Origin of the sequence: Lysobacter antibioticus (assembly GCF_000731095.1) — a bacterium.
Taxonomy (GTDB): domain Bacteria; phylum Pseudomonadota; class Gammaproteobacteria; order Xanthomonadales; family Xanthomonadaceae; genus Lysobacter; species Lysobacter antibioticus_B.
On the sequence record NZ_JMTZ01000074.1, the window covers coordinates 1 to 21,385 of the forward strand.

Genomic DNA, 21,385 nt, shown 5'->3' on the forward strand with positions numbered 1-21,385 from the left:
TTTGGGCTTAGCAAAAGAAAGTAACCCGGCCGCGTCAGCGGACGGAAGCTTTAGATCTTGATGTTGCTTCACCGCTCTGCGGCATCAAACGCCGCAACAGTAAGCAACGCGGTCGCGGCTTACGCCGCTCCTACAGAGGCTACGGCCAGAAAACGCCGCGAAGTCGTGGCGGCGCGGTCGCGGCTCGCGCCGCTCCTACCCCGGATCTACCGCTCAGCCCCGGATACGCGAGTACACGAACACCGTCGCAGGCGGCACGTTGCGCAGCACGAAGTCGCCGCGACGCACCTGCAGGGACAGCGCGCGGGCGACCGCATCGGCCACCGGCGCGGCCGGGCCGTAGGTGAACTGCACGAACACGCCGTCGTCCTTGAGACAGGCGAACGCCGCCTTGAGAATGTCGCGCTGCAGCGGGTGCGGCATCGTCAACAAGCCGAGCCCCGACACGATCGCATCGGCCGGCCCCTGTTCGAGGTAACCGTGCCCGCGCGCGAGCTGCGGCAGCTCGCGCGCATCGCCCAGCAGCACCGGCACACGCGGGAAGCGCAGATGCAGATGCGCGTGCAACTCTTCGTTGAGTTCCAGCACCAGCAGGTCTTCGTCGCGAATGCCGGCCTCGAGCAAGGCGCGGGTGATCGCGCCGGTGCCGCCGCCGAGCTCGATCACGCGGGTGACGTCGTCGGGCAGCTCGGCGATCATCGCCGCGGCCAGTTCGGCGCTGGACGGCGCCACCGCGGCCACGCGCAGCGGGTTCTTGAGCCACTGGCGGAAAAACGTCCAGGCACCTACTTTGCGATGCGGCTTCATGGCTGGAACTCCACAGCGGAGCGTCCGCCTGTTGCGATCAGGACCACCGACAACCGCATCAACGCGGTTCCACTCGCCAGCACCGATGGATGCGCGCATCGCGGGCGAAATCGGCCGGAATGGTCTCGGCGCTGATTTCTTCGCACTGCGCGAACTGGGCGACGGCCTCGGTGTCGAGGCGGAAGCGGCGGAAGTTGTTGGAAAAATACAGCACGCCGTTATCGGCCAGGCGCGCGACGGCGGCGCGCAGCAGGCGCACGTGTTCGCGCTGGATGTCGAAGTCGTCGGCGCGCGCGGAATTGGAGAACGTCGGCGGGTCGCAGAAGATCAGGTCGAAGCGGCTGCGGTCGGCTTCCAGCCAGGCCAGCGCATCGGCCTGCACCAGGCGGTGCTGGGCCCCGCCCATGCCGTTCTCGCGCAGGTTGTCGGCGCACCACTGCAGATAGGTCGCCGACAGGTCGACCGTGGTGGTTTCGTTGGCGCCGCCGACCGCGGCCTGCACGGTCGCCGCGCCGGTGTAGCCGAACAGGTTGAGGAAACGGCGGCCGCGCGCCTCGGCCGCGATGCGCAGGCGCATCGGACGGTGATCGAGGAACAGGCCGGTGTCGAGATAGTCGAACGGGTTCACGCGCAGGCGCGCGGCGCCCTCGCGCACGACCAGCACTTCGCCGCGCTGGTCGAGTTGACCGTACTTGCTGCCGCCCTTGCCGCGGCTGCGGGTCTTCAGCGCCACGCGTTCGCGCGGCACCGCGAACACTTCGCGCGCGGCGGCGAACAACTCGTTGCGGCGGCGACGCTGGTCGGCTTCGGGAATATCCGCCGGCGCGGCGTATTCCTGGATGTGCAGATAGGTGCGCGGCTCGGCTTCGTCGCTGGCGTAGACGTCGATCGCCGCCGAGTACTCGGGCAGGTCGGCGTCGTAGGCACGGAAACAGGTGATCCCCTCGCGCTCGCGCCAGGACTTGAGCTTGCGCAGGTTCTTGCGCAGCCGGTTGGCGACCATCTGGGCGCCTTCCGACAAAGGCTGCGGCGCGGCGTCCTCGGCCTTGGCGCGCTGTTCGGCATGGCCGACGCGGGCGATCGGGTCGCAGACGATCAGCGCGCATTCGATCGCGCCGTTGAAGATCTGGTACTTCTTGCCCGCACGCAGACCGGTGGCCTGGGCCAGCGCGGCGTCGCCGCACAACAGGCTCGCGCGCCAGCTCGGCACCAGGCGCTTGAGCGCCTCGCCGAGTGCGCGGTACAGCGCGGGGTCGGCGGCCAGGCGCGCGTCGTAAGGCGGGTTGCAGACGACCAGTCCAACTGGGGTGGCAGAGTACGCAACCGCCGCAGCGGTTTCATCGAAGCCACGCTCCTGCCCGGCCCCGCTTTTCTCGATACCCAAAGTCTCATCGCGATGCAGCCCCGGATCCCCGCCTTCGCGGGGATGACGCTCGGCAGGCTGCGCAGGCGCTTGCGCCAAGGACAACGACTGCAGGGATTCGACCGCGGCCACGTTCCATGCGATCACGCCGGCGAGTTCGGCCATGACCTCGTTGTCGCGCGCCGAGCGGATCGCATGCGGGTCGACGTCGCTGCCGGCGAAGGCCGGACGCAGGGCGGCGCGGCCGGCGGCTTCGCGCGTGCGCGCGTCGTCGCACAGCGCGCGCCAGCCGGCGAAGTCGAAACCGCGCCAGCGCGTCGGCGGCAAGGCGCCATGGCGCAGCAGGCCCGGCGCGACGTCGGCGGCCATGAGCGCGCCTTCGATCAGCAAGGTGCCGCTGCCGCACATCGGGTCGAACAGGCTGCCGCCCTGGGCGTAGACCTTCGGCCAGCCGCCGCGCAGCAACACCGCCGCGGCCAGATTTTCCTTGAGCGGCGCCTCGCCTTGCTTCTGGCGCCAACCGCGCCGATGCAGGGAACCGCCGCCGAGATCGATCGAGAGGATGCCGCGCCCCTTGCGCAGGACGAAATTCAGGCGCAGGTCGGGGGCGTCGGTGTCGACGTCGGGGCGCGCGCCGGTTTGCGCACGCATCACGTCGACCACCGCGTCCTTGATCCGCTGCGCGGCGTAACGCGCATGGGTGATGGCTTCGCCGGAGACGTGCGCATCGACCGCGAGCGTGTGCACGCTCTCCATGTGCTCCGGCCACGGCACTGCGGCGACGCCGGCATACAAGGCGTGCTCATCGGGGCAGTCGAATTCGGCGATCGGCCACAGCACCCGGCTGGCCAGGCGCGACCACAGCACCGCGCGCTGCGCATCGGCCAAGTCGCCTTCGACGTTGACGCCGGCGGTCGCGGCGGTCGCGCGCTGGCAGCCCAGCGCGATCAATTCGTCGGCGAGCAGGTATTCCAGGCCCTTGCCGCAGCTTGCGTAAAACTTACTCATGGTGGTGCTTACTCAGATTCGTTCGAGCAGACGCGCGAAGGCTTCCGCACTGCCTTCGACGTGCGCCGAAAGCCGGTGGCTGTCGTCGACCAGCAGCAGGCGCGCACGGCGCGGCTGGGCCCAGGCGACGACGTCGGCGGCGGGGATCAATTCGTCGTCCCAGCCGTGGATGATGCTGATCGGTACATCGGCGGCCTGCATCGGTTCGGCGTGGCCCATGCGGATCGGCGGCGCCATCAGAAACAGGCCGGCCGGCTTCACCTGCATCGACACCCATCCGGAGATGTAGGCGCCGAGGCTGGAGCCGGCCAACAGCACCGGGCCGCGCGCGGCCGCGGCGCGGGTCAGGGCGAGCAGGCGCTGCATGCGCGCCGGCACGTCGCCGAGTTCGCTGACCTCACGATTGGCGTCGAGGTCGGTGTAGTCCGGGCGTTCGTGGGTCCAGCCGTAACGCGCCGCGACCTCGGCCAGGGCGGTGACCTTGGTCGCGTCGGGGCCGCTTTCGAAGCCATGGGAAAGGATGCAGTGTCCGGAAGTCGCCATGCGCTCAGATCGTGGTGAGAATCAAACCGCGTCGCCGTCGACGGCGGAGACCGGCGTTTCGCTATCGGCCAGCGCGATCAACGCATCGCCGCGCCGGATCGTGCCGCCTTCGAGAATGCGCGCGCACAGGCCGCCGTGGCCGCGCATCGCATTGAAACCGCCGGGACCGAGCGCGGCTTCCATCATCGAGCACGGATCGCAGGACTCGGTGCCTTCGAGCAAAACCTCGCCGATGCGGAAGCGCCGCCCCTTGAGGGCGATCAACGGCAACCCGGAAACCACGATGTTGCGGCGCAAGCGCGCCGGTTCGACCGCGTCCAGCCCGGCCAGGGCCGCGATCACCGGCAGGTGTTCGGCCTGGATCAGGGTGATGCCGCGCTCGCCGCTGCTGCCCTTGTAGCGATCGCCGGCCAGACCGGCGCCGGCCTGGGCCAGGACTTCGTCGAGCGCCTGCATCGCGGTGCCCCGCGCAGGGCGGATCCCGATCCATTCCACGCGGCCCGGACGCGGCAGCGTGGCCATGAGTTTTCCTAGCGCGGAGTCGGCGGGCGGCAGGGTCATGGGGGCTCCGTGTGAGGGCGAATGGTAGCATCCGCCCTCATGCCGCCCCTGAACCTCGTCCTCGCCCCCCTGCCTTACGAAGCGCGGTTGCAGGCGCGCGACCCCGCGACGATCGATCTGGTGGTGATCCACTGCACCGAGCTGCCGGACCTGGCGACCGCGCGCGAGTACGGCGAACGCGTGCTCTACCCGCAATCCGGCACCGGCAACAGCGGCCACTACTACATCGACCGCGACGGCGCCGTCTCGCGCTACGTTGCGCCGGAGCGCATCGCCCACCACACCCGCGGTTACAACGAACGTTCGATCGGCATCGAGCTGGTCAACACCGGGCGTTATCCGAACTGGCTGGATTCGCGCCGCCAGGCCATGGACGAGGCCTATACGCCGCAGCAGATCGAGGCCTTGCAGGCTTTGCTGGCGGCACTGCGCGCGCAACTGCCCTCGCTGCGCCTGATCGCCGGACACGAAGACCTGGACACGACCGAGGTCGAGGCCAGCGACGACCCGACGCGCCAGGTGCGCCGCAAACTCGACCCCGGCCCGCGTTTCCCGTGGCCGCGAGTGCTCGACGCCTGTGGGCTGCAACGGCTGCCTTGAGCCCCTGAGCCGCAGCGCCGGCCCACATAGATCCGGCAGAGGAACGAGCCGCCAATCGCAACCGTAGCGACGCGTTCTTGCTCTACTGTCATGTGCCGACGGGACCCGCTGCTCGGCACGGCCCGCGCGGCTCCCTGCCGGCTCGTCCGGCCCGGCGGCGACGCGCTCACCTCCAAGGATCAAGGAAACCTCTGCATGTCACGTTCAACCATGCTCGCTGTGGCGACCGCGGTCGCCTTCGCCCTGCCCGTCGCACCGGCGTTCGCCCAAGCCGAGCTGAAACTGCTCAGCCACGCTTACCAGCAGCCCAACAACGCGCTCGGTGCCGACCACCCGCAGCTCAGCGCCGACGGCAACTGGGCGATCTTCAGTTCCGGTGCCTCCGGCTTCGTGGCGCCGGGTGGCGACGGTTTCTTCGGCCACGACGTATTCGTCTACGACATCGCCTGCCGGCGCACCGAACTGGTCAGCACCACCTGGGACGGTCAACCGCCCAACGGCGCATCCGGCGGCTCCAACGGCCGTTCGGCGCTCAGCGGCGACGGCCGTTATGCCGCTTTCATCTCCGAGGCGGACAACCTCGACCAGGCGAACGACAGCGGCGACATTGCCCACAATGTCTCCGACTTGTATCTGGTCGACCGCCAAGTCGCGGTCGGCCATCCGGCCAGGGTCCGCTGGGTCACCAAGCCGCGCGCCAACGGCACCGGCGGAACCAGCGGCTATCCCTCCTTCAGCGCCGACGGCCGCTACCTCGCGTTCGAGTCCAATGCCAGGAACCTGGTGCCTCACGCCGCCTCGATAACCAATGTCTACGTCTACGACATCCAGCTCGACCAGATGGTCCTGGTCAGCCGCGACCGCAATCGCAATCCGGTCATCGCCCAGTATCCGAGGATCAGCGCCGACGGCCGCCACGTCGTGTTCCGCAGCAGCGCGGCCGACATGGTCGCCGACCCGGAAGTTCCAGCAGGTACTTCGCACGTCTATCTGCGCGATCTCCGCGCCGGGACCAATCAGCTGATCGACCGCAGCAACAGCGGCGCGGTCGCCGACATGGGCGTCGGCGACGATTATTTCTCGCTCAGCGGCGATGGCCGCTTCGTCGCCTTCCGCAGCGCCGCGCCCAACCTGACCGGCAATACTGCGACCCTCCTGACCCAGCAAGTGTTCGTGCGCGATACGCACAACCTGACGCTGAGCATGATCACCCGTAACCCGAATAACGCGCCCGCACCGCACAGCAGCCGCTGGCCGGCGCTCAGCGACGACGGCCGCTACCTCGCTTATAGCTCGCCAGCGCCGGGCCCGAGCGTCTGGGGCGGCATCTACCGCCGCGAACTCGGCAACGGCGCCACCAAGCTCCTGTCGCCGCACCGAATCACCGGCGCGCCGGAGGACGGCACGTTCACCGCGATCAGCGCCGACGGACTGCGCGTGGCCTTCCTGTCCGGCTCGGGCAACTTGATCGCAGGCGTGTCCGGCTTCGGGGTCTATCTCTCCGACGCCCGCCCGAGCGCGCCGCCGTCGGCCTGCTCAAAGGCTAGATGACCCCGAAGGGCCCGGCAGCGGGCCCTTCGTTTTAGCGCCTGCCCGAGCCTGCGCCGGCCCTCCGCTATACTGCCGGCCTCGTTTTTCGCAGGCCCGGCCGCATGAGTTCCCCCGTTTCCGAACTGATCGAACTGCTGTCGCTGGAACGGCTGGAAGACAATCTGTTCCGCGGCCAGAGCCGCGACATCGGCACCAAGTACGTGTTCGGCGGGCAGGTGCTCGGCCAGGCGCTGTCGGCCGCGCAGGCCACCCTCGACAGCGCCCGCGATGCGCATTCGCTGCACGCCTATTTCCTCAAGGCCGGCGACATCGAAGCGCCGATCGTCTACCAGGCCGACCGCACCCGCGACGGCGGCAGTTTCTCGGTGCGCCGCGTCACCGCGATCCAGCACGGCCAGCCGATCTTTTTCCTCGCCGCTTCGTTTCAGGAAGCGCAGGAAGGCGGCGAGCATCAGCTGTCGATGCCGGAAGTGCCCAAGCCCGAAGACATAGACCCGGCACCGGCGGTGCCGGCCGAAGTCATGGCGACCCTGCCCACCAAGGTCCAGCGCTGGTTGTCGCGACAAGGGCCGTTCGAGTTCCGTCACGTCTATCCGCGCGACGAGCTCAACCCGCCCAAGCGCCCGCCGTATCAGCAAGTCTGGTTCCGCCTGAGCGAACCGGTCGGCGACGCGCCGGAGCTGCATCGCGCCCTGCTCGCCTACGCCTCGGATTTCCATCTGCTGGGCACCGCGACCTTTCCGCACGGCATCAGCTATTACCAGCCGAACGTGCAGATGGCCTCGCTCGATCACGCGCTGTGGTTCCACCGCCCGTTCCGCGCCGACGACTGGCTGCTGTATTCGATCGACAGCCCCAGCGCGCAGGGCGCGCGCGGCCTGGCGCGCGGCCAGATCTTCGATCGCCACGGCCGCCTGGTCGCGAGCAGCGCGCAGGAGGGCCTGATCCGCGTGGTAGCGGATCGGAACAACGACGCCGCCGCAGCCCCCAACGTACCGGCGAAGGACTGACATGAGACAGGTTTTCAGCAGTCCGCGTCTGGAAAACGTCGAAGGCGTGGCGCAGTTGTTGCGCGACGCGGGCATCGAAGTGCGCGTCACCAACGACCGTTCCTACAAGGGCAATCGCCGCTCCAGTTTCAAGTACAGCGAACCGGGCGCCGAGCGTCCCGCGGTGTGGGTGGTGCGCTCCAGCGATCAGCTGCGCGCGCGCGACCTGCTGCGCGAAGCCGGGCTGATCGACAGCACCCGCGCCGAGGAACCCAGCCACGCGCCGTTCCGTTTCGAGTCGCGCATCGACCAGACCCGCACGCCCGGGCAGAAACGCGCCTTCCGCATCAAGGTCGGCCTGCTGCTGTGTATCGCCATCGTGCTCGGCCTGGCGATGATCCATAACCTGCGCAACCGCCCGGCCGCCGCGCCGCCGGTGGACGCGGCCGAAGTCGCGCTGCAGAAACACAAGTTCGACGGCAGCGTCGCCGCGGTGCCCGACGCGCTCGCCGCCGCGGTGTTCGCCCAGCAACTGGCCGAGGCCGACCAGCCGACCCAATGCCTGCGCGTCGACCGCCGCGACGCCCCGCGCAAACTGCTGACCGCCCTCGCCCGCCCGGGCCTGCGCCTGCTGCCGATGAGCCAGTGCGTGGAGATCGCCGACGAGGACCAGGGCAGCCGCGCCCGCGACGGTAAGCCTGCCGAGTTGATCCAGGTCCACGCCTTCCGGCCCAACAGCGTCGACGGCGGCACCATCGAGTACACCGCTTATCACCACCGCCTGGCGGCGGTTTACAAGACCCTGGAGGTCAAGCGGGTCGCCGGCAAGTGGACCGTGGTGAAGGTGCTCAAGACCGTCCGCGCGATGGGCTGAGGCGGCTCCGGCCGCCCCGCCCGGCACCGAACCGCGGCCCGACGTCGGGCCAAGCGCACGGCGCGTGGACGATCTCGGCCGCTGCGGTCACATTTCCGCCGGCACGGCGTCATGGTGGACAGGCATCGCGCGATGCCGCTGCCCGGAGAACCCTGATGATGCCGCGCCCGACGCCCCGCCCGATGTCCGCCCCATCGTCCGCCGCACGCCCTCGGGTGTCTTCCGGGGCCCTGCCGCGCTCGCTCGAGCGCCGGAGCGCCGCATGAACGCCGAAGTCCTGTCCTCGATCATCGACCACGACCTGCCGGCCGCGGCCGGCGGCGACCGCGCCGCCTATTCGCGCATCGTCTCGGCCTGCCAGAACTCGGTCACCTCGATCGCTCTGGCCATGGTGCGCGACGTGCACGCCAGCGAGGACATCGCCCAGGAGGCCTTCCTCAGCGCCTGGCAGAACATCCGCAGGTTGCAGAACCCGTCCAGCTTCCTGCCGTGGTTGCGGCAGATCACCCGCAACCTCGCCAACGACCATCTGCGCTCGCGCCAGCGCCAGCCGCGCGCCGTCGACGACGTCGAGGCGGCGATCGCCGCCGCGGCCGACCCCGAGCCCAGCACGGTCGAACGCCTGATCGAAGCCGAGCGCACCGAAGTCGCCGCCGAACTGATCTCGGCCTTGCCCGACGAAAGCCGCGAAGTGCTGTTGCTGTATTACCGCGAAGGCCAGAGCTCGCAGCAGGTCGCAGCCCTGCTGGGCCTCAGCGACGCCGCCGTGCGCAAGCGCCTGTCGCGGGCGCGCAGCACCGTGCGCAGCGAGCTGCTCGACCGCTTCGCCGTGTTCGCCCGCGCCAGCGCGCCGTCGGTCGGTTTCACCACCATGGTCGCCAGCGCGCTCGGCGTGATCGCGCCGACCGGCACCACCACCGCGGTGGTCGCCGCCGGCTCGATCGGTTCGAGCCTGGCCGGCAAGTTCGGCGCCGGCGGCCTGGGCACCGCCAGCGCCTCCGGCGGCGTGGTCGGCAGCGTATTGGTGTTCATGGTCGAACGGGTGTTCTCGCCAGTGTCCGAGGCGGTGACCGGCGCACCGCTCGATGCCGCATCGATTTCAGCCTCGCTTACGTCTTGGGCCAGTCACTCGCTGGGTTCGCTGATCGGCGGCTTCGTCGGCGGCACGGTGGCGACGATCCTGATCGCCCGCTATCTGCTTTCGTTCGCCGCCACTGCCGACGAGCGACGCGAAATCGCCCGCTTCGTACGCCTGACTTCGGCCACCGGCGCCGCGTTCGCCATCGCCTTCGTCGCCTCGATCGAATTCGACCGGGGCTGGGTGCTGCCGATTACGGTGACCGTGCTGTTTCTCGCGATATCGCTGTGGCAACTCCTGATCACGATGCCGCGGGCACTGGCACCGAGCTTCGAGCGCATCCAGCGCGAGACCGGCTCCGATCCACGTCGGAGCACGACGTATCGTTGGGTATTGGGAACACCGGCAATCGTGTGGAGCACCCTATTGGTAGCGACTTCGGTCGTGCTCGCTCTGTATCTCGGCGGCCGCTTCGGCTGAGCGGCATTGCCATGCCGAAACGGAAAGGGCGCACCGAAGTGCGCCCTTTTGCGATTCGTCCAGCGCGAGCCGGATCGGGCCACGCTCAGCGATGCGGCATCGGCTTGAGATCAGCCTTGCTCAGGAAGCCGTCGCGGTCCTCGTCGAGGAAGGCGAAGTTGCGCGCCAGGCGCGGCATCTTCTCTTCGACTTCGAGCTTGCTGAGCTTGCCGTCGCGGTTGAGGTCGGCGGCGGCGAAATGCTCGTCGAAGCGCTTGGCGCGCTCGGCTTCGCGCTTCGGGCGCTCGCTCTCGTGGTAAGCGCGCAATTCGCTGCGCACCAGATAACCGTCGCGGTTGCGGTCGATCTTGGCGAAGGACTCGCCGATGCGCGGCGACTTCGCCGCTTCGGCGGCGCTGATGCGGCCGTCGCCATCGCTGTCGAGCCCGGCGATGCCGCCGTGGCCGCCATGACGGCCACCGCGCTCGCCGCCGCCGCGACGCTGCGGGCGTTCGCCGGCATCGAGCTTGCCGTCGCGGTTCTTGTCGAGACTGTCGAACTTTTCGGCCAGGCGCGGGTGCTTGGCGGCTTCCTCACGGCTGATCGCACCGTCCTGATTGGCGTCGATCTTGAGGTGCGCGCGCGGCGTCGCCGTGCCGTCCGGGGGCGAGGCCATGGCCGTACCGGCCAACGCGACCGCGACGAACAAGGCGGCATAAAGGGGGGAACGGTTCATGCGTTGACTCCTGCGGCAGGCGCCACCGTGGCGCCGATGACCGGATCAACGCCCCCGGCCCGGGGCGGTTGACACGGCCCGGTTCCGGTTCAATGGCAAGACAGCGACCGGACCCCATGCGCAGGGCACGGATGCGGCGCTATGCTGGCCCCATGGGCACGCAACCGCAGCCGGACAGCGACGACCTCCGCCTGTTCCACACCGGCGAGCACGCTTGCGGCTATTGGCCCGAGCGCGTCGCCCGCGACCTGGTCCTGGACCCGCGCGATCCGCGCCTGCGCGAGTGGTATCCGCATGCGCTGGGCTGGGGCTTCCGCCGCTCCGGCGACATCGTCTACCGGCCTCATTGCAGCGGCTGCCGGGCCTGCGTCGCGGTGCGCATCCCGGTCGAGCAGTTCGTGCCCGACCGCAGCCAGCGCCGCTGCCTGGCCCGCAATGCGCAGGTCGAGATGCGCGTGCATCCGGCCGAACGCAACGAGGAGCAGCTCGATCTCTACAAGCGCTACCTCGCCTCGCGCCACGCCGGCGGCGGCATGGACGGCCACGGTGCGATCGAGTTCGACCAGTTCCTGATCGGCAGTTGGAGCGAAAACCGCTTCCTGGAGTTACGCGAGCCCGCGCCGCGCGGCCACGGCCGCCTGCTCGCCGTCGCCGTCACCGACGTGGTCGACAACGCCTTGTCGGCGGTCTACACCTTCTACGACCCCGACCTGGCCGACCGCAGCCTCGGCACCCTGGCGATCCTGCGCCAGATCGAATGGGCCCGCCGCGAACGCCGCAGCCATCTCTATCTCGGCTATTGGATCGCCGGGCACCCGAAGATGGATTACAAGCGCCGTTTCCGCCCGCTCGAAGCTTTCGATGGTCGCGATTGGCGGGTTTTTACACATTTGTAACACTCGTCTCGTTCAGGTCGTGTATCTCGTAGCCCGGTCGTAACCAACGACGTGCGGGAACGGCGCCACTCAAGGCATGGCAATGGAGCCGCCACCCATTCAACTCACCGCCACATGGAGTCCGCAATGAAATTGAACACCCTGTTCCTGGCTGCCGCGATCACCCTCGCGCTGGCCGCCTGCAACAAGCCGGCCGACAAGCCCGCCGACGCTGCTCCGGCCGCCGACGCACCGGCCGCCACCGCGCCGGCCGATACCGCCGCTCCGGCGGCGACCGACCCGGCCGCTGCGCCGGCGGCTCCGGCCGCTGCTGTCGTCGACAGCGTCGGCGTGCCCGAGTGCGACGATTACCTCAACAAGATCTCGGCCTGCTTGACCGAGAAGGTGCCGGAAGCCCAGCGCGCCGCGTTCCAGACCGGCATCGATTCGAGCCGCAGCGCCTGGAAGCAGGCCGCCGGCACGCCGGAAGGCAAGGCCAGCCTGGCCACCGCGTGCAAGACCGCGCTGGACCAGAGCAAGGCTCAGTACGCCGCGTTCGGTTGCACCCTGTAATACTTCGCAATACTTCGCGACACGCTCTTCGTTTCGACACGACGCCCCGGTTCGCCGGGGCGTCGTTGTTTGCGGTCCAGGTCGGTGCAACCGATGCGCACAGGGCGCCCGCTGCGCTCGGCGATTCCGCCCGACCCTGTAACGATGCCGCGGCGGGGCCATGCCATCATGCGCGCATGCTTCGATTCCCTGCCTCCCGACTTCCCTTCCACGCTGGCGCCGCCCTTGCCGCGCTGCTCATGACGGCCTGCACCCAGGTGAACGTACACGGCGATCCCAAGGCCTGGGTCCGCGACCAGGCAGACGCGTCGGCCGCTGCGCCCTTGCGCGTGGCGACCTACAACACCTCGCTCTACGACGACGCCGACGGCGGCCTGATCCGCCGCCTCGAAGCCGGCGACGGCAACGCACGCAAGATCGCCGCGGTGCTGCAACGGGTGCGTCCGGACGTGGTGCTGCTCAACGAATTCGACTACGACGCGCAACAGCGCGCAGCCGAGTTGTTCCAGCGCGACTACCTGGAAGTGGCGCAGGACGGCGGCGGCGCGGCCTTGCATTACCCTTACCGCTATCTGGCCCCGGTCAACACCGGCGTGCCGAGCGGCCTGGACCTCGACGGCGACGGCCTGGCCGGCGACGCCCAGCGCGCCGACCGCGCGCGCGGCAACGACGCCTGGGGCTACGGCCTGCACCCGGGCCAATACGGCATGCTGGTGCTGTCGCGTTATCCGATCGACGCTGCCGCGGTGCGCAGCTTCCAGACCTTCAAGTGGAGCGCCCTGCCCGGCGCGCGCCAGCCGCGCCATCCCGACACCGGCAAACCGTGGTATTCGGCGACCGCCTGGCCGCAGATGCGGTTGTCGTCGAAATCGCACTGGGACGTGCCGGTGCGCACGCCGCTCGGCGTGTTGCACCTGCTCGCCGCGCATCCGACACCGCCGGTGTTCGACGGCCCCGAGGACCGCAACGGCGCGCGCAACCACGACGAAATCAAACTGTGGGCGCGTTACCTCGACGGCGGCACGCCGTCCTGGCTGTGCGACGACCAGGGCCGTTGCGGCGGCCTCGCCGAGGATGCGCGCTTCGTCATCGTCGGCGACATGAACGCCGACCCGGTCGACGGCGACGGCGTGCCGGGCTCAATCAAGCAATTGCTCGATCACCCGCGCGTCGATGCGAGCCGGGTACCGCGCAGCGAAGGCGCGGCCGAACGGGCGAAGTTCTACGGCTTCCCGCGCAAGGGCGACACCGCCGAACACACCGGCGACTTCGGCCCCAAGGCCGGCACCCTGCGTCTGGACTACGCACTGCCCTCGCGCGGCTGGAACGTCCGCGGCACCGGCGTGTTCTGGCCGAAGCCGGGCACCGCCGACGCCAAGATTTCCGAAGCCAGCGACCACCATCTGGTGTGGGTGGATCTGGCGGATTGAGCACGCCGATGAAGAATGAATCGATGGACCGTCGCTATCTCAAGCGCATGGAGGCTTATTGGGCTCGGATCGAGCGCGGCCGCCAGTCCTTCGATTGGATCGCAGACAGCGATTTTTTCGATTTTTGGCATACCCATATCGATTGGCGAGGCCGCGGCAACCGCTCGCTGTCGGACCGGATACGAGTGGCAGAATTGACCTGCCGACTGCTGCTCGACTTGAACGCGTTCGCACGCAGCAAGCCCTTCCCAGTGCAATGTTGGGCCACGCTATGCGAGGACACCGGCAACAATGCGGTGTACCTGCACTCGGCCAATCCGAACGGCGTGCCATTCCCGTACGACTTCGAGGGAATCGAATGGGACGTAGAGCCGCCGCCCGAAGCGGCATCGATCACTCACACGGTGCCCTACAGGATCGGCCGTGTCCGTTACCGGGACTCGACCGCGCACATCATCCAGCTGCGCGATTGAAGCGATAACACCCCGTCATCCCCGCGAAGGCGGGAGTGAATAGATGCGCTTCTCGCACGAAAATCCGGTGGATCCCCACCTGCGTGGGGATGACGCGCTGCAGATGCATGGCAGCAACCAGATACATAGGCCGCTACCTAGACGGCCGACTTCAGCGACTCAAGCCGTCGCGTGAAACTCCCGGATCACCTCGATCGTCCCGACGATGTGATCGTTTAGCTGTTCCAGTTCCTCGGCCGGCACCCACCATTCGGTGTGGTGCTCGCCGCCGACCTTCTGCAGCGGATAGCGCGCCATGAAGTCGGCACGCACCTGGAAGCGGGTCACCGCGCCGTAGCCGCTGTCTTTTACGTTCCAGCGTTCGGCGATCTCGGCCGCGTAGCGCTCGTTGCTGACCGGGTAGAAGATCGGCTGCTCCGGCAACCGCGGCGGCCAACGCTTGAATCCGCTCTTGCGCAGCAGCGCGAGTTCCTCGGGGCCCACCGGGCGATACAAAGTGATCGTGTCCGACTTGCTCATGGCTGACCTCCTGTCGGCGCCATGCTCGGGCACCTGATCGTTGTTGGACGCTAGGTCACGGGCGCTGCGCCGGCATCCGCATGCGGTGTTCGCCCGATTACTCCGGCTTGTCCTTCGCCGTCACCGGCGCGGGCGCATCGGGCACTGCAGGCGTGGGCTCGGGTACGACGACCGGCACGGGTGCAGCCGGCGTGGGCGCAGCCGCCACGCTCGCGGCCGGCGCGGTGCGCACCACGCGCGGGCCGAAACCGAAGGCGCCCTCGCCGTGCGCGGAAACGATCATGCGCACCATGTTGCCCGGCACCATCAGCTCCAGCGACAGGTCGCGGCCGTCGGAAGCGCGGCCCTCGAGGGTCATCTCGATGAAGGCACCGCCGGTGTCGATCTCGCGACACAGCACGTGCGGACCGACCGGACCGTCGAGCAGGTAGGGGCGGATGGCTTCGCCGAGCGCTTCCAACGCCTGCGGGAAGAAAAATACGGCGTAGCCCTGTGTCTCGTTCATGACGCTCCCCTGAAAACTCGATGCAGCGGTGGTGACCCGGCGAAGCTAGGGATCGGCGCCGGTCGTGCGGCATCGATTCCAGGATCGTGAGCGCGCGCGACGATCAGCGCAATTCGACCTGCAGTTGCGCGGCGGCCTCGCGCGCCTTCGCACGCGCATCCTCGACGTCCTGGCCGAGCGCGAGCGTCACCGCGACCCGGCGCTGGCCTTCGACGCGCGGCTTGCCGAACAAACGCAATTGGGTATCGACCTGGCCCAACGCGGCGTCGACGCCGGAAAACACCGGCACACCGTGGCCCTGGGCGAGCACCGCGCACGAAGCGGAGGCGCCGAACTCGCGGATGGTCGGGATCGGCAGGCCGAGGATCGCGCGCGCATGCAGGGCGAACTCGCTGAGGTCCTGTGAGATCAAGGTGACCAGGCCGGTGTCGTGCGGGCGCGGCGAGACTTCGCTGAACCAGACTTCATCGCCCTTGACGAACAACTCGACGCCGAACACGCCGTAGCCGCCGAGGTCGTCGGTGATGGTGCGGGCGATCTCCTGCGCCCGCGCCAGCGCCACCGGCGCCATAGCCTGCGGCTGCCAGCTTTCGCGGTAGTCCCCGTCGCGCTGCAAATGACCGATCGGCGCGCAGAAGGTGGTGCCGGCGGCATGGCGTACGGTCAGCAGGGTGATCTCGTATTCGAAGTCGATGAAGCCTTCGACGATGACGCGGCCGGCACCGGCGCGGCCGCCGGTCTGGGCGTAGTCCCAGGCGGCGTCGACAGCGTCGGCGCTGCGCACCAGGCTCTGGCCCTTGCCCGAGGACGACATCACCGGCTTGATCACGCACGGCAGGCCGAGCTCGGCGACCGCGGCGCGATAGTCTTCGGCGGTGTCGACGAAGCGGTAGGGCGAGGTCGGCAGTTGCAGGGTCTCGGCGGCCAGGCGGCGGATGCCTTCGCGGTCCATGGTCAAACGCGCCGCGCGCGCGGTGGGGATGATCCGCGTGTCGCTGCCGCGCGCGGCGAATTCCTGCTCCAGCTCGACCAGGGTCTGGGTATGGATGGCCTCGATCTCCGGCACGATCAATTGCGGCCGTTCGGCCGCGATCAAAGCGCGGATGGCCTGGCCGTCGAGCATGTCGAGCACGTGGCTGCGATGGGCGACCTGCATCGCCGGCGCGTTCGCATAACGGTCGGCCGCGATCACCTCGACCCCGAACCGCTGCAGTTCGATCGCCACTTCCTTGCCGAGCTCGCCCGAACCGAGCAGGAGCACGCGGAAAGCGTGCGGGGACAGCGGCGTGCCGAGCGTGGTCATGCGGAATCCTCGTAAAACCATGGGGTGGATGAGCCTAGTCTAACTTTCCGGGCTATCGGCGCGGCGCCGGACTATGGCGGCGCGCATCGCCCATGCGATGCTGTGGCCATGCCCTTCGCCCGTCCTCGGCCCGCGTCGCGCGCCGTCGCCCCCGCACCGCAGTCCAGCCACGCCCGCCGCCCCCGTGCGGCGCGACGGCTGGCGCTGCTGTTGGCGGCGACGCTGCTCGCGGCGTGCACGGGCGAACCCGAGGCGCCCCCGCACGGCAGCAGCCAGCTCGCCGGCATGATGCTCGACCCGCAGTTGTCGGAGATCAGCGGCCTGGCCGCCTCGCGCCGCCATCCCGGCGTGCTGTGGATGCACGACGACGGCGGCAATCCCGAGCGCCTGTTCGCGGTCGCCGACAACGGCGGCCGGCTGGCGACCCTGCGCATCGAAGGCGTCACCAAGACCGACTGGGAAGACATCGCCGCCTTCGAGCTCGACGGCCGCCAGTACCTGCTGATCGCCGACACCGGCGACAACGGCGGTCTGCGCCGCAGCCTGCAACTGCATGTGATCGAAGAGCCGGCGAAGATCGAGAACGCGCGCCTCAAGCCGGCCTGGTCGATCGCTTTCCGCTGGCCCGACGGCGCGCGCGATTGCGAGGCGGTGGCGGTCGACATCGCCCGCAAGCAGGTCCTGTTGATCTCCAAGAAGCGCCAGCCGCCGGAGCTGTTCTCGCTGCCGCTGATGCCGGCCGGCAACGCCCTGCAGACCGCGACCCGGCTTGGCGGCCTGGCCGGCATCCCCGAACCCGATGCGCAACTGCGCCGCAGCAACCCGACCCGGGCCAAGCTGCAGGGCCAGGTCACCGCCGCCGATATCTCCCCCGACGGCAACACCCTGGCGGTGATGACCTACCGCTACCTGTTGCTGTACCCACGCCAGCCGCGCCAAAGCTGGGCCCAGGCCGTCGCCGGCCAGCCCCGGGTCAGCGACTTGCCCTGGCTGCCGCAGGCCGAAGCGCTGGGCTGGTCCGCCGACGGCCGCAGCCTTTACGCCACCGGCGAGTTCATCCCGGCGCCGCTGTACCGGATCACGCCCTGAGGGCATTCGCACCGCGCTACGGGTACCCGGCGTTTCCCTGGCGGGGCCATGGCCGCGATTCCACCCGCCCTCGTCGATCCAAACGGCTTCGCCCTGCCTGCCGGGCCCGTGCCGCCCTTTCCGACGATCGGGCATTCCAGACCTGATATCAATCTGATATCAATATGTTTGGACAACGAGCGAGACGGACGCCATGAAAGAGAACCCCACCCAATCCCTCTCAGGCATTCCGGTCCTGCTGGGCTGCCTCGGCCTCGGCGCGATCGGCGCCTATGCCTTCCTCGGCGGCGTCGCCAGCGAAAGCGGGGCCAGCGTGATCGTCGCGATCCTGGCCGGCGCCCTCGCCTTCTTCGGCCTGTCCGGCCTGTACAAGATCGAGCCCAACCAGGCCGCGGTGCTGAGCCTGTTCGGCAAGTACGTCGGCACGGTCAAGGACAACGGCCTGCGCTGGAACAACCCGCTCTACGCCAAGCGCAAGGTCAGCCAGCGCATCCGCAACTTCGAAAGCGGCAAGCTCAAGGTCAACGAGCTCGACGGCAGCCCGATCGAGATCGCCGCGGTGATCGTCTGGCAGGTGGTCGATTCGGCCGAAGCGGTCTACAACGTCGACGATTACGAAACCTTCGTGCACATCCAGTCCGAGTCGGCGCTGCGCGCGATGGCCACCAGCTACCCCTACGACCAGCACGAAGACGGCCAGTTGTCGCTGCGCAGCCATGCCGCGGAGATATCCCTGCACCTACAGCAGGAACTGCAGGACCGCCTCGCCGACGCCGGCGTCAACGTGATCGATGCGCGCATCAGCCACCTCGCCTACGCGCCCGAGATCGCCCATGCCATGCTGCAACGCCAGCAGGCCAACGCGGTGATCGCCGCGCGCACGCGCATCGTCGCCGGCGCGGTCGGCATGGTCGAAATGGCCCTGGCCGAACTGCAGAAAAACGGCGTCGTGCAACTGGACGAAGAGCGCAAGGCGCACATGGTCAGCAACCTGTTGGTGGTGCTGTGCGGCGACCGCGGCGCGCAGCCGATCGTCAACGCCGGCAGCTTGTACTGAGCAGGCTCCGATGACCCTCCACGACTACCTCGTCCCCATCGCGATGGCGGTCAGCGCCGTACCGATCCTGGTTTCGGCGGTACTGGTCGCGCGCGGCAACCTGCACCTGATCAATGGCCTGGACGCCTCGCGCCTGCCCGACCCGGCCCGCACCGCGGCGAAACTCGCCCGCCTGCTGGCGACGACCGGCGTGGCCATGCTGCTCGGCGGCGCCGGCTTCTACTGGGCCGGCGATAACGAAGGCCGCATCGCTCTGGTCGTGGTCGCCCTGTTGCTGGCGGTCAACGGCCTCGCCGTCGCCTTGATCCTCGCGATCAGCGCCGCGCGCCGCAGCTATCGCGACCGCCCCGGCGGCGGCGAAGGGACGCGCCGGCGGTGAGCGAGAAGAAGGCCTATCCGCTGCGCATCAATGCCGAGGTGCTCGCCGCCGTGCAGCGCTGGGCCGACGACGAGTTGCGTTCGCTCAACGCCCAGATCGAATATGTCCTGCGCGACGCTCTGCGCAAGAATGGGCGGCTGCCGCGCCAGGACACCCCGACTCCCGAGGAAGACCCATGACCCAGAAGTGGAAACATCAAATCGTCGAGCTGACCTATCAACTGTTCGAGTCGCCGATGCGGCAACGCATCCAGGAAGAACTCGACAAACGCGGCGAGCAGGGCTGGGAACTGGTGTCGGTCGAGCACGACCCGAGCATTCTCGGCACCCGCCTGTATTTCAAGCAACCGGCCTGACGGCACCATCGGCGAACGTGGCGCGACGCGCCCTCGCCGGCTAATCTGAGCGCATGCGCGGCCACGGCCACCTTCTGATCAACACGCCCGAGATCGAACTCTGGCCGGGCGGTCTGCTGCGCGCGCGCAGCAACCACGACGCCCGCGCGCTGTCGCGTGCGCGGCACGTGCTGCGACGCAAGCGCGACGGCCGTTTCCTCGCCGCCGACCTGCCCGAAGGCCTGTTGCCGCTGGTCCACCGGCTGATCCACGAAGACGGCATCGGCCACGCCCTCGATGCGCTCGACGCCATCGTCGAATACCGCCGCGAGGGACTGCTGCGAATCCACGAGCTGCCGCTGGATCGGATCGAGGAGCGGCTGTCCGCACTCGGCCTGGACTGCGACGGCTACGAAGCGCGAACCGGCCTGGGCCTGATCGCCGAACCCGACCGCCTCGCCTACGCCGGCGTCGACCGCTTCCGCCGGCCGCTGTGGCTGCATCCCGGCGCCGCGCGCGCCTGGAGCCACCTGCGCCAGGCCGCCGTGCACGATGGTATCGTCCTCGATGCCATCTCCGGCTATCGCAGCCACCATTACCAACTCGGCATTTTCGAGCGCAAACTCGCGCGCGGCCTCGGCGTCGACGAGATCCTCACCGTCAACGCCGCCCCGGGCTACAGCGAACACCACAGCGGCCTCGCCCTCGACATCGGCACCCCCGGCGAACCGCCGGCCGAAGAGTCCTTCGAGCACACCCCCGCCTTCGCCTGGCTGCGCGACAACGCCGGCGGCTACGGCTACGTCATGAGCTATCCGCGCGACAACCCGCACGGCATCGTCTACGAGCCGTGGCACTGGCGTTACGACGCGAAATAATCCGCACGTGGCTGCAAGTCAGCGATGAAAGACGGCCATCGCCGCGCGGGACATCGACAATGCCCAGAGTCGACGCGCGCTCAATCCTGCGAACGGTTGGTCCTGGCCTTGGCGGCCTCGGAAAAATCCGCGATCCGCCACAGGTACAGGCTGGCGTAACTGCGATACGGCCCCCAGCGTTCGCCGAGTTCGGCCAAGGCCTTCGGCGCCGGCATCTCGTCGAGCTTGTCGACGCGCTGCGCGCCCTTGCGTATGCCCAAGTCGTCGACCGGCAGGATGTCGGGGCGGCCGAGGCGGAACATCAGCATCATCTCGACCGTCCAACGGCCGATGCCGCGGATCGGCACGAGCGCGGCGATGATGGCGTCGTTGTCCATCGTCGCCATGCGCCGCAGGTCCGGGATCTCGCCGCGCGATTCGCGCGCCGACAGATCGCGCAGCGCGAGCAGCTTGTTGCCGGACACGCCACAGGCGCGCAGCGCCGCGTCGTCGCAACGGCCGAGGGTATCGTAATGCAGGCGGTCGCTTCCGATCGCCGCTTCGACCCGGCCGACGATGGTCGAGGCGGCCTTGCCGCTGAGCTGCTGGAACAGGATCGCCCGCGCCAGCGCATCGACCGGGTCGAAGCGCTGGCGCCAACGCGGATCGGTCGGGATCGGACCGTTCTCCAGCCGATCGACCTTCTTCATCCATGCGCCGAGCTTGCGATCGCGCTTGCTCAGATAAGCGTGCGCGGCCTCGGCGTCGAACCCCCGGACATGTCGCGGCATCTCAACGTCTCAGCGCATCGGCGGCGTAGACCAGCCACGCCAGGATCATCAGGCTGCCGCCGTAGGGCAGCAGACGGGTCGAAGCGCCGAAGAAATATGCCGCCGCCAGTCCGCCGGAAAACACCAGCACGCCGACGAGCAAGGCCAGCAGAGCGACCCGTGCCAGCGTACGCCGAGCGATCGGCGCCAACGCGGCCAGGGCCACGCCGTGCCCGAAAGCGAACACCGCCGCCGTCTGCAATCGCGATTGCGCCGCGGGATCGGCGACGTGCGCGGCATAGGCCGACAAGGCCACCGCCAGAGCGGCCAGCACCGCGCCGGCCGCGGCCAGCGCACGCGCTCCGCCGGGTACGGATACCGATGAAGAAAGTTCGCGCGAGGAAGAATTCATGCGTTCGGGAACCTCGGTGCCGGGCGACAGGCGCCAAGCCTGCGCCGCCGGATGAGCACGATAGCAGCCAAGCCCGATGGTGGCGCGGGCGTGGCTATGCGGATGTTGGGGATGGGGGGCATCGGAAAGGGGCTCGGCCATGAGTCAGCTGTGTTCGTATCCGACGCGGGCCCATTGCCATTGCCATTGCCGTTGCCGTTGCCGTTGCCGTTGCCGTTGCCGTTGCCGTTGCCGTTGCCG

Annotated in this window: 26 protein-coding genes; 15 read left to right on the forward strand and 11 right to left on the reverse strand. The window is 68.8% G+C overall.

The window, feature by feature from the left end; genetic code table 11:
• Positions 1–213 precede the first annotated feature (213 nt).
• Genes EX88_RS0118670 through EX88_RS0118690 form a run of 4 tightly spaced genes read right to left on the reverse strand, consistent with a single transcriptional unit; the run spans position 214 to position 4,282 of the window.
• Positions 214–807, reverse strand: a complete 594-nt coding sequence (locus EX88_RS0118670) for a class I SAM-dependent methyltransferase (RefSeq protein WP_031373508.1) — start codon at positions 805–807, stop codon at positions 214–216.
• 58 nt (positions 808–865) lie between these two features.
• A complete protein-coding gene (rlmKL, locus tag EX88_RS23990) occupies positions 866–3,178 on the reverse strand; it encodes a bifunctional 23S rRNA (guanine(2069)-N(7))-methyltransferase RlmK/23S rRNA (guanine(2445)-N(2))-methyltransferase RlmL (protein ID WP_036149439.1) in 2,313 nt (770 codons plus the stop codon).
• A gap of 12 nt (positions 3,179–3,190) precedes the next feature.
• Positions 3,191–3,721: an alpha/beta hydrolase gene (locus EX88_RS0118685; protein ID WP_031373509.1), complete on the reverse strand. Its 531-nt coding sequence runs from the start codon at positions 3,719–3,721 to the stop codon at positions 3,191–3,193.
• Positions 3,722–3,742: 21 nt separating this feature from the next.
• A complete protein-coding gene (locus tag EX88_RS0118690) occupies positions 3,743–4,282 on the reverse strand; it encodes an MOSC domain-containing protein (protein ID WP_051885291.1) in 540 nt (179 codons plus the stop codon).
• Between the two features lie 39 nt (positions 4,283–4,321).
• On the opposite strand from EX88_RS0118690, the gene EX88_RS0118695 reads away from it, so the two are divergent.
• From EX88_RS0118695 to EX88_RS0118715, 5 genes are all read left to right on the forward strand, one after another.
• Positions 4,322–4,882, forward strand: a complete 561-nt coding sequence (locus tag EX88_RS0118695; RefSeq protein ID WP_031373511.1) for an N-acetylmuramoyl-L-alanine amidase — start codon at positions 4,322–4,324, stop codon at positions 4,880–4,882.
• Between the two features lie 195 nt (positions 4,883–5,077).
• Entirely contained in the window at positions 5,078–6,433 is a 1,356-nt protein-coding gene (locus EX88_RS0118700) for a TolB family protein (RefSeq protein ID WP_161786147.1), read from the forward strand.
• A 101-nt stretch (positions 6,434–6,534) separates the two neighbouring features.
• A complete protein-coding gene (tesB, locus tag EX88_RS0118705) occupies positions 6,535–7,443 on the forward strand; it encodes an acyl-CoA thioesterase II (RefSeq protein ID WP_031373513.1) in 909 nt (302 codons plus the stop codon).
• A 1-nt stretch (position 7,444) separates the two neighbouring features.
• On the forward strand, positions 7,445–8,296 hold the full coding sequence (locus EX88_RS24780) for a hypothetical protein (RefSeq protein ID WP_051885292.1): 852 nt from the start codon (positions 7,445–7,447) through the stop codon (positions 8,294–8,296).
• Positions 8,297–8,558: 262 nt separating this feature from the next.
• Complete coding sequence (locus tag EX88_RS0118715; protein ID WP_051885293.1) at positions 8,559–9,854, forward strand: RNA polymerase sigma factor; 1,296 nt, start codon at positions 8,559–8,561, stop codon at positions 9,852–9,854.
• 85 nt (positions 9,855–9,939) lie between these two features.
• Here EX88_RS0118715 and EX88_RS0118720 read toward each other — a convergent pair whose 3' ends face one another.
• Positions 9,940–10,569 carry an EF-hand domain-containing protein gene (locus EX88_RS0118720; protein WP_051885294.1) on the reverse strand — a complete coding sequence of 210 codons (630 nt, stop codon included), beginning with the start codon at positions 10,567–10,569 and terminating at the stop codon, positions 9,940–9,942.
• A gap of 131 nt (positions 10,570–10,700) precedes the next feature.
• Between EX88_RS0118720 and EX88_RS0118725 the strand changes: the two genes are divergently transcribed.
• The 4 genes from EX88_RS0118725 (at position 10,701) to EX88_RS23995 (ending at position 13,920) form a co-directional block, all read left to right on the forward strand.
• Positions 10,701–11,465 (forward strand): arginyltransferase, encoded by a 765-nt coding sequence (locus tag EX88_RS0118725; RefSeq protein ID WP_430536919.1) that lies wholly within the window; start codon positions 10,701–10,703, stop codon positions 11,463–11,465.
• A gap of 126 nt (positions 11,466–11,591) precedes the next feature.
• Positions 11,592–12,017: a hypothetical protein gene (locus tag EX88_RS26940; RefSeq protein ID WP_031373518.1), complete on the forward strand. Its 426-nt coding sequence runs from the start codon at positions 11,592–11,594 to the stop codon at positions 12,015–12,017.
• 176 nt (positions 12,018–12,193) lie between these two features.
• Positions 12,194–13,447 (forward strand): endonuclease/exonuclease/phosphatase family protein, encoded by a 1,254-nt coding sequence (locus EX88_RS0118735; RefSeq protein ID WP_051885295.1) that lies wholly within the window; start codon positions 12,194–12,196, stop codon positions 13,445–13,447.
• An 8-nt stretch (positions 13,448–13,455) separates the two neighbouring features.
• Positions 13,456–13,920, forward strand: a complete 465-nt coding sequence (locus EX88_RS23995; RefSeq protein ID WP_152566357.1) for a hypothetical protein — start codon at positions 13,456–13,458, stop codon at positions 13,918–13,920.
• 159 nt (positions 13,921–14,079) lie between these two features.
• Here the strand turns inward: EX88_RS23995 and EX88_RS0118745 are convergent, their stop codons facing one another.
• The 3 genes from EX88_RS0118745 to purT all read right to left on the reverse strand — a co-directional run bounded on the left by EX88_RS0118745 (position 14,080) and on the right by purT (position 16,247).
• Positions 14,080–14,439, reverse strand: coding sequence for a hypothetical protein (locus EX88_RS0118745; RefSeq protein WP_031373521.1), 360 nt, complete (start codon positions 14,437–14,439; stop codon positions 14,080–14,082).
• 97 nt (positions 14,440–14,536) lie between these two features.
• Positions 14,537–14,944, reverse strand: a complete 408-nt coding sequence (locus tag EX88_RS0118750; protein WP_031373522.1) for a hypothetical protein — start codon at positions 14,942–14,944, stop codon at positions 14,537–14,539.
• A 103-nt stretch (positions 14,945–15,047) separates the two neighbouring features.
• Complete coding sequence (gene purT, locus EX88_RS0118755; RefSeq protein WP_031373523.1) at positions 15,048–16,247, reverse strand: formate-dependent phosphoribosylglycinamide formyltransferase; 1,200 nt, start codon at positions 16,245–16,247, stop codon at positions 15,048–15,050.
• 108 nt (positions 16,248–16,355) lie between these two features.
• On the opposite strand from purT, the gene EX88_RS0118760 reads away from it, so the two are divergent.
• The 6 genes from EX88_RS0118760 to EX88_RS0118785 all read left to right on the forward strand — a co-directional run bounded on the left by EX88_RS0118760 (position 16,356) and on the right by EX88_RS0118785 (position 19,984).
• Complete coding sequence (locus EX88_RS0118760) at positions 16,356–17,336, forward strand: hypothetical protein (RefSeq protein ID WP_031373524.1); 981 nt, start codon at positions 16,356–16,358, stop codon at positions 17,334–17,336.
• A 193-nt stretch (positions 17,337–17,529) separates the two neighbouring features.
• Positions 17,530–18,393 carry an SPFH domain-containing protein gene (locus EX88_RS0118765; protein ID WP_031373525.1) on the forward strand — a complete coding sequence of 288 codons (864 nt, stop codon included), beginning with the start codon at positions 17,530–17,532 and terminating at the stop codon, positions 18,391–18,393.
• Positions 18,394–18,403: 10 nt separating this feature from the next.
• Complete coding sequence (locus EX88_RS0118770; RefSeq protein ID WP_031373526.1) at positions 18,404–18,772, forward strand: hypothetical protein; 369 nt, start codon at positions 18,404–18,406, stop codon at positions 18,770–18,772.
• On the forward strand, positions 18,769–18,951 hold the full coding sequence (locus tag EX88_RS0118775; RefSeq protein ID WP_031373527.1) for an Arc family DNA-binding protein: 183 nt from the start codon (positions 18,769–18,771) through the stop codon (positions 18,949–18,951). Before EX88_RS0118770 ends, EX88_RS0118775 begins: the two co-directional genes overlap by 4 nt.
• Positions 18,948–19,127 carry a DUF4177 domain-containing protein gene (locus EX88_RS0118780; protein WP_031373528.1) on the forward strand — a complete coding sequence of 60 codons (180 nt, stop codon included), beginning with the start codon at positions 18,948–18,950 and terminating at the stop codon, positions 19,125–19,127. The genes EX88_RS0118775 and EX88_RS0118780 overlap by 4 nt, the downstream gene beginning before the upstream one ends.
• Positions 19,128–19,180: 53 nt before the next feature.
• Positions 19,181–19,984, forward strand: a complete 804-nt coding sequence (locus EX88_RS0118785) for a M15 family metallopeptidase (RefSeq protein WP_031373529.1) — start codon at positions 19,181–19,183, stop codon at positions 19,982–19,984.
• An 80-nt stretch (positions 19,985–20,064) separates the two neighbouring features.
• On the opposite strand, the gene EX88_RS0118790 is transcribed toward EX88_RS0118785, so the two are convergent.
• The 3 genes from EX88_RS0118790 to EX88_RS27205 form a co-directional block, all read right to left on the reverse strand.
• Positions 20,065–20,754: a DNA-3-methyladenine glycosylase family protein gene (locus EX88_RS0118790; protein ID WP_031373530.1), complete on the reverse strand. Its 690-nt coding sequence runs from the start codon at positions 20,752–20,754 to the stop codon at positions 20,065–20,067.
• A gap of 1 nt (position 20,755) precedes the next feature.
• Positions 20,756–21,145 carry a DUF423 domain-containing protein gene (locus EX88_RS0118795; RefSeq protein WP_051885296.1) on the reverse strand — a complete coding sequence of 130 codons (390 nt, stop codon included), beginning with the start codon at positions 21,143–21,145 and terminating at the stop codon, positions 20,756–20,758.
• The coding region (locus EX88_RS27205) for a hypothetical protein (protein WP_235186346.1) at positions 21,142–21,385 on the reverse strand (244 nt) is incomplete at its 5' end. The genes EX88_RS27205 and EX88_RS0118795, both read right to left, overlap by 4 nt.

Bases quoted from the DNA above. Each gene is read 5' to 3' on its own strand.
- rlmKL (WP_036149439.1), bottom strand. From the start codon at position 3,178: ATGAGTAAGTTTTACGCAAGCTGCGGCAAGGGCCTGGAATACCTGCTC.
- EX88_RS0118715 (WP_051885293.1), top strand. From the start codon at position 8,559: ATGAACGCCGAAGTCCTGTCCTCGATCATCGACCACGACCTGCCGGCC.
- EX88_RS0118735 (WP_051885295.1), top strand. From the start codon at position 12,194: ATGCTTCGATTCCCTGCCTCCCGACTTCCCTTCCACGCTGGCGCCGCC.
- EX88_RS0118760 (WP_031373524.1), top strand. From the start codon at position 16,356: ATGCCCTTCGCCCGTCCTCGGCCCGCGTCGCGCGCCGTCGCCCCCGCA.
- EX88_RS0118690 (WP_051885291.1), bottom strand. From the start codon at position 4,282: ATGACCCTGCCGCCCGCCGACTCCGCGCTAGGAAAACTCATGGCCACG.
- EX88_RS0118685 (WP_031373509.1), bottom strand. From the start codon at position 3,721: ATGGCGACTTCCGGACACTGCATCCTTTCCCATGGCTTCGAAAGCGGC.
- EX88_RS0118745 (WP_031373521.1), bottom strand. From the start codon at position 14,439: ATGAGCAAGTCGGACACGATCACTTTGTATCGCCCGGTGGGCCCCGAG.
- EX88_RS0118700 (WP_161786147.1), top strand. From the start codon at position 5,078: ATGTCACGTTCAACCATGCTCGCTGTGGCGACCGCGGTCGCCTTCGCC.
- EX88_RS26940 (WP_031373518.1), top strand. From the start codon at position 11,592: ATGAAATTGAACACCCTGTTCCTGGCTGCCGCGATCACCCTCGCGCTG.
- EX88_RS0118770 (WP_031373526.1), top strand. From the start codon at position 18,404: ATGACCCTCCACGACTACCTCGTCCCCATCGCGATGGCGGTCAGCGCC.
- tesB (WP_031373513.1), top strand. From the start codon at position 6,535: ATGAGTTCCCCCGTTTCCGAACTGATCGAACTGCTGTCGCTGGAACGG.
- EX88_RS23995 (WP_152566357.1), top strand. From the start codon at position 13,456: ATGAAGAATGAATCGATGGACCGTCGCTATCTCAAGCGCATGGAGGCT.
- EX88_RS0118790 (WP_031373530.1), bottom strand. From the start codon at position 20,754: ATGCCGCGACATGTCCGGGGGTTCGACGCCGAGGCCGCGCACGCTTAT.
- EX88_RS0118795 (WP_051885296.1), bottom strand. From the start codon at position 21,145: ATGAATTCTTCCTCGCGCGAACTTTCTTCATCGGTATCCGTACCCGGC.
- EX88_RS0118720 (WP_051885294.1), bottom strand. From the start codon at position 10,569: ATGAACCGTTCCCCCCTTTATGCCGCCTTGTTCGTCGCGGTCGCGTTG.
- EX88_RS0118765 (WP_031373525.1), top strand. From the start codon at position 17,530: ATGAAAGAGAACCCCACCCAATCCCTCTCAGGCATTCCGGTCCTGCTG.
- EX88_RS0118785 (WP_031373529.1), top strand. From the start codon at position 19,181: ATGCGCGGCCACGGCCACCTTCTGATCAACACGCCCGAGATCGAACTC.
- EX88_RS0118780 (WP_031373528.1), top strand. From the start codon at position 18,948: ATGACCCAGAAGTGGAAACATCAAATCGTCGAGCTGACCTATCAACTG.
- EX88_RS0118750 (WP_031373522.1), bottom strand. From the start codon at position 14,944: ATGAACGAGACACAGGGCTACGCCGTATTTTTCTTCCCGCAGGCGTTG.
- EX88_RS0118670 (WP_031373508.1), bottom strand. From the start codon at position 807: ATGAAGCCGCATCGCAAAGTAGGTGCCTGGACGTTTTTCCGCCAGTGG.
- EX88_RS0118695 (WP_031373511.1), top strand. From the start codon at position 4,322: ATGCCGCCCCTGAACCTCGTCCTCGCCCCCCTGCCTTACGAAGCGCGG.
- EX88_RS24780 (WP_051885292.1), top strand. From the start codon at position 7,445: ATGAGACAGGTTTTCAGCAGTCCGCGTCTGGAAAACGTCGAAGGCGTG.
- purT (WP_031373523.1), bottom strand. From the start codon at position 16,247: ATGACCACGCTCGGCACGCCGCTGTCCCCGCACGCTTTCCGCGTGCTC.
- EX88_RS0118725 (WP_430536919.1), top strand. From the start codon at position 10,701: ATGCGGCGCTATGCTGGCCCCATGGGCACGCAACCGCAGCCGGACAGC.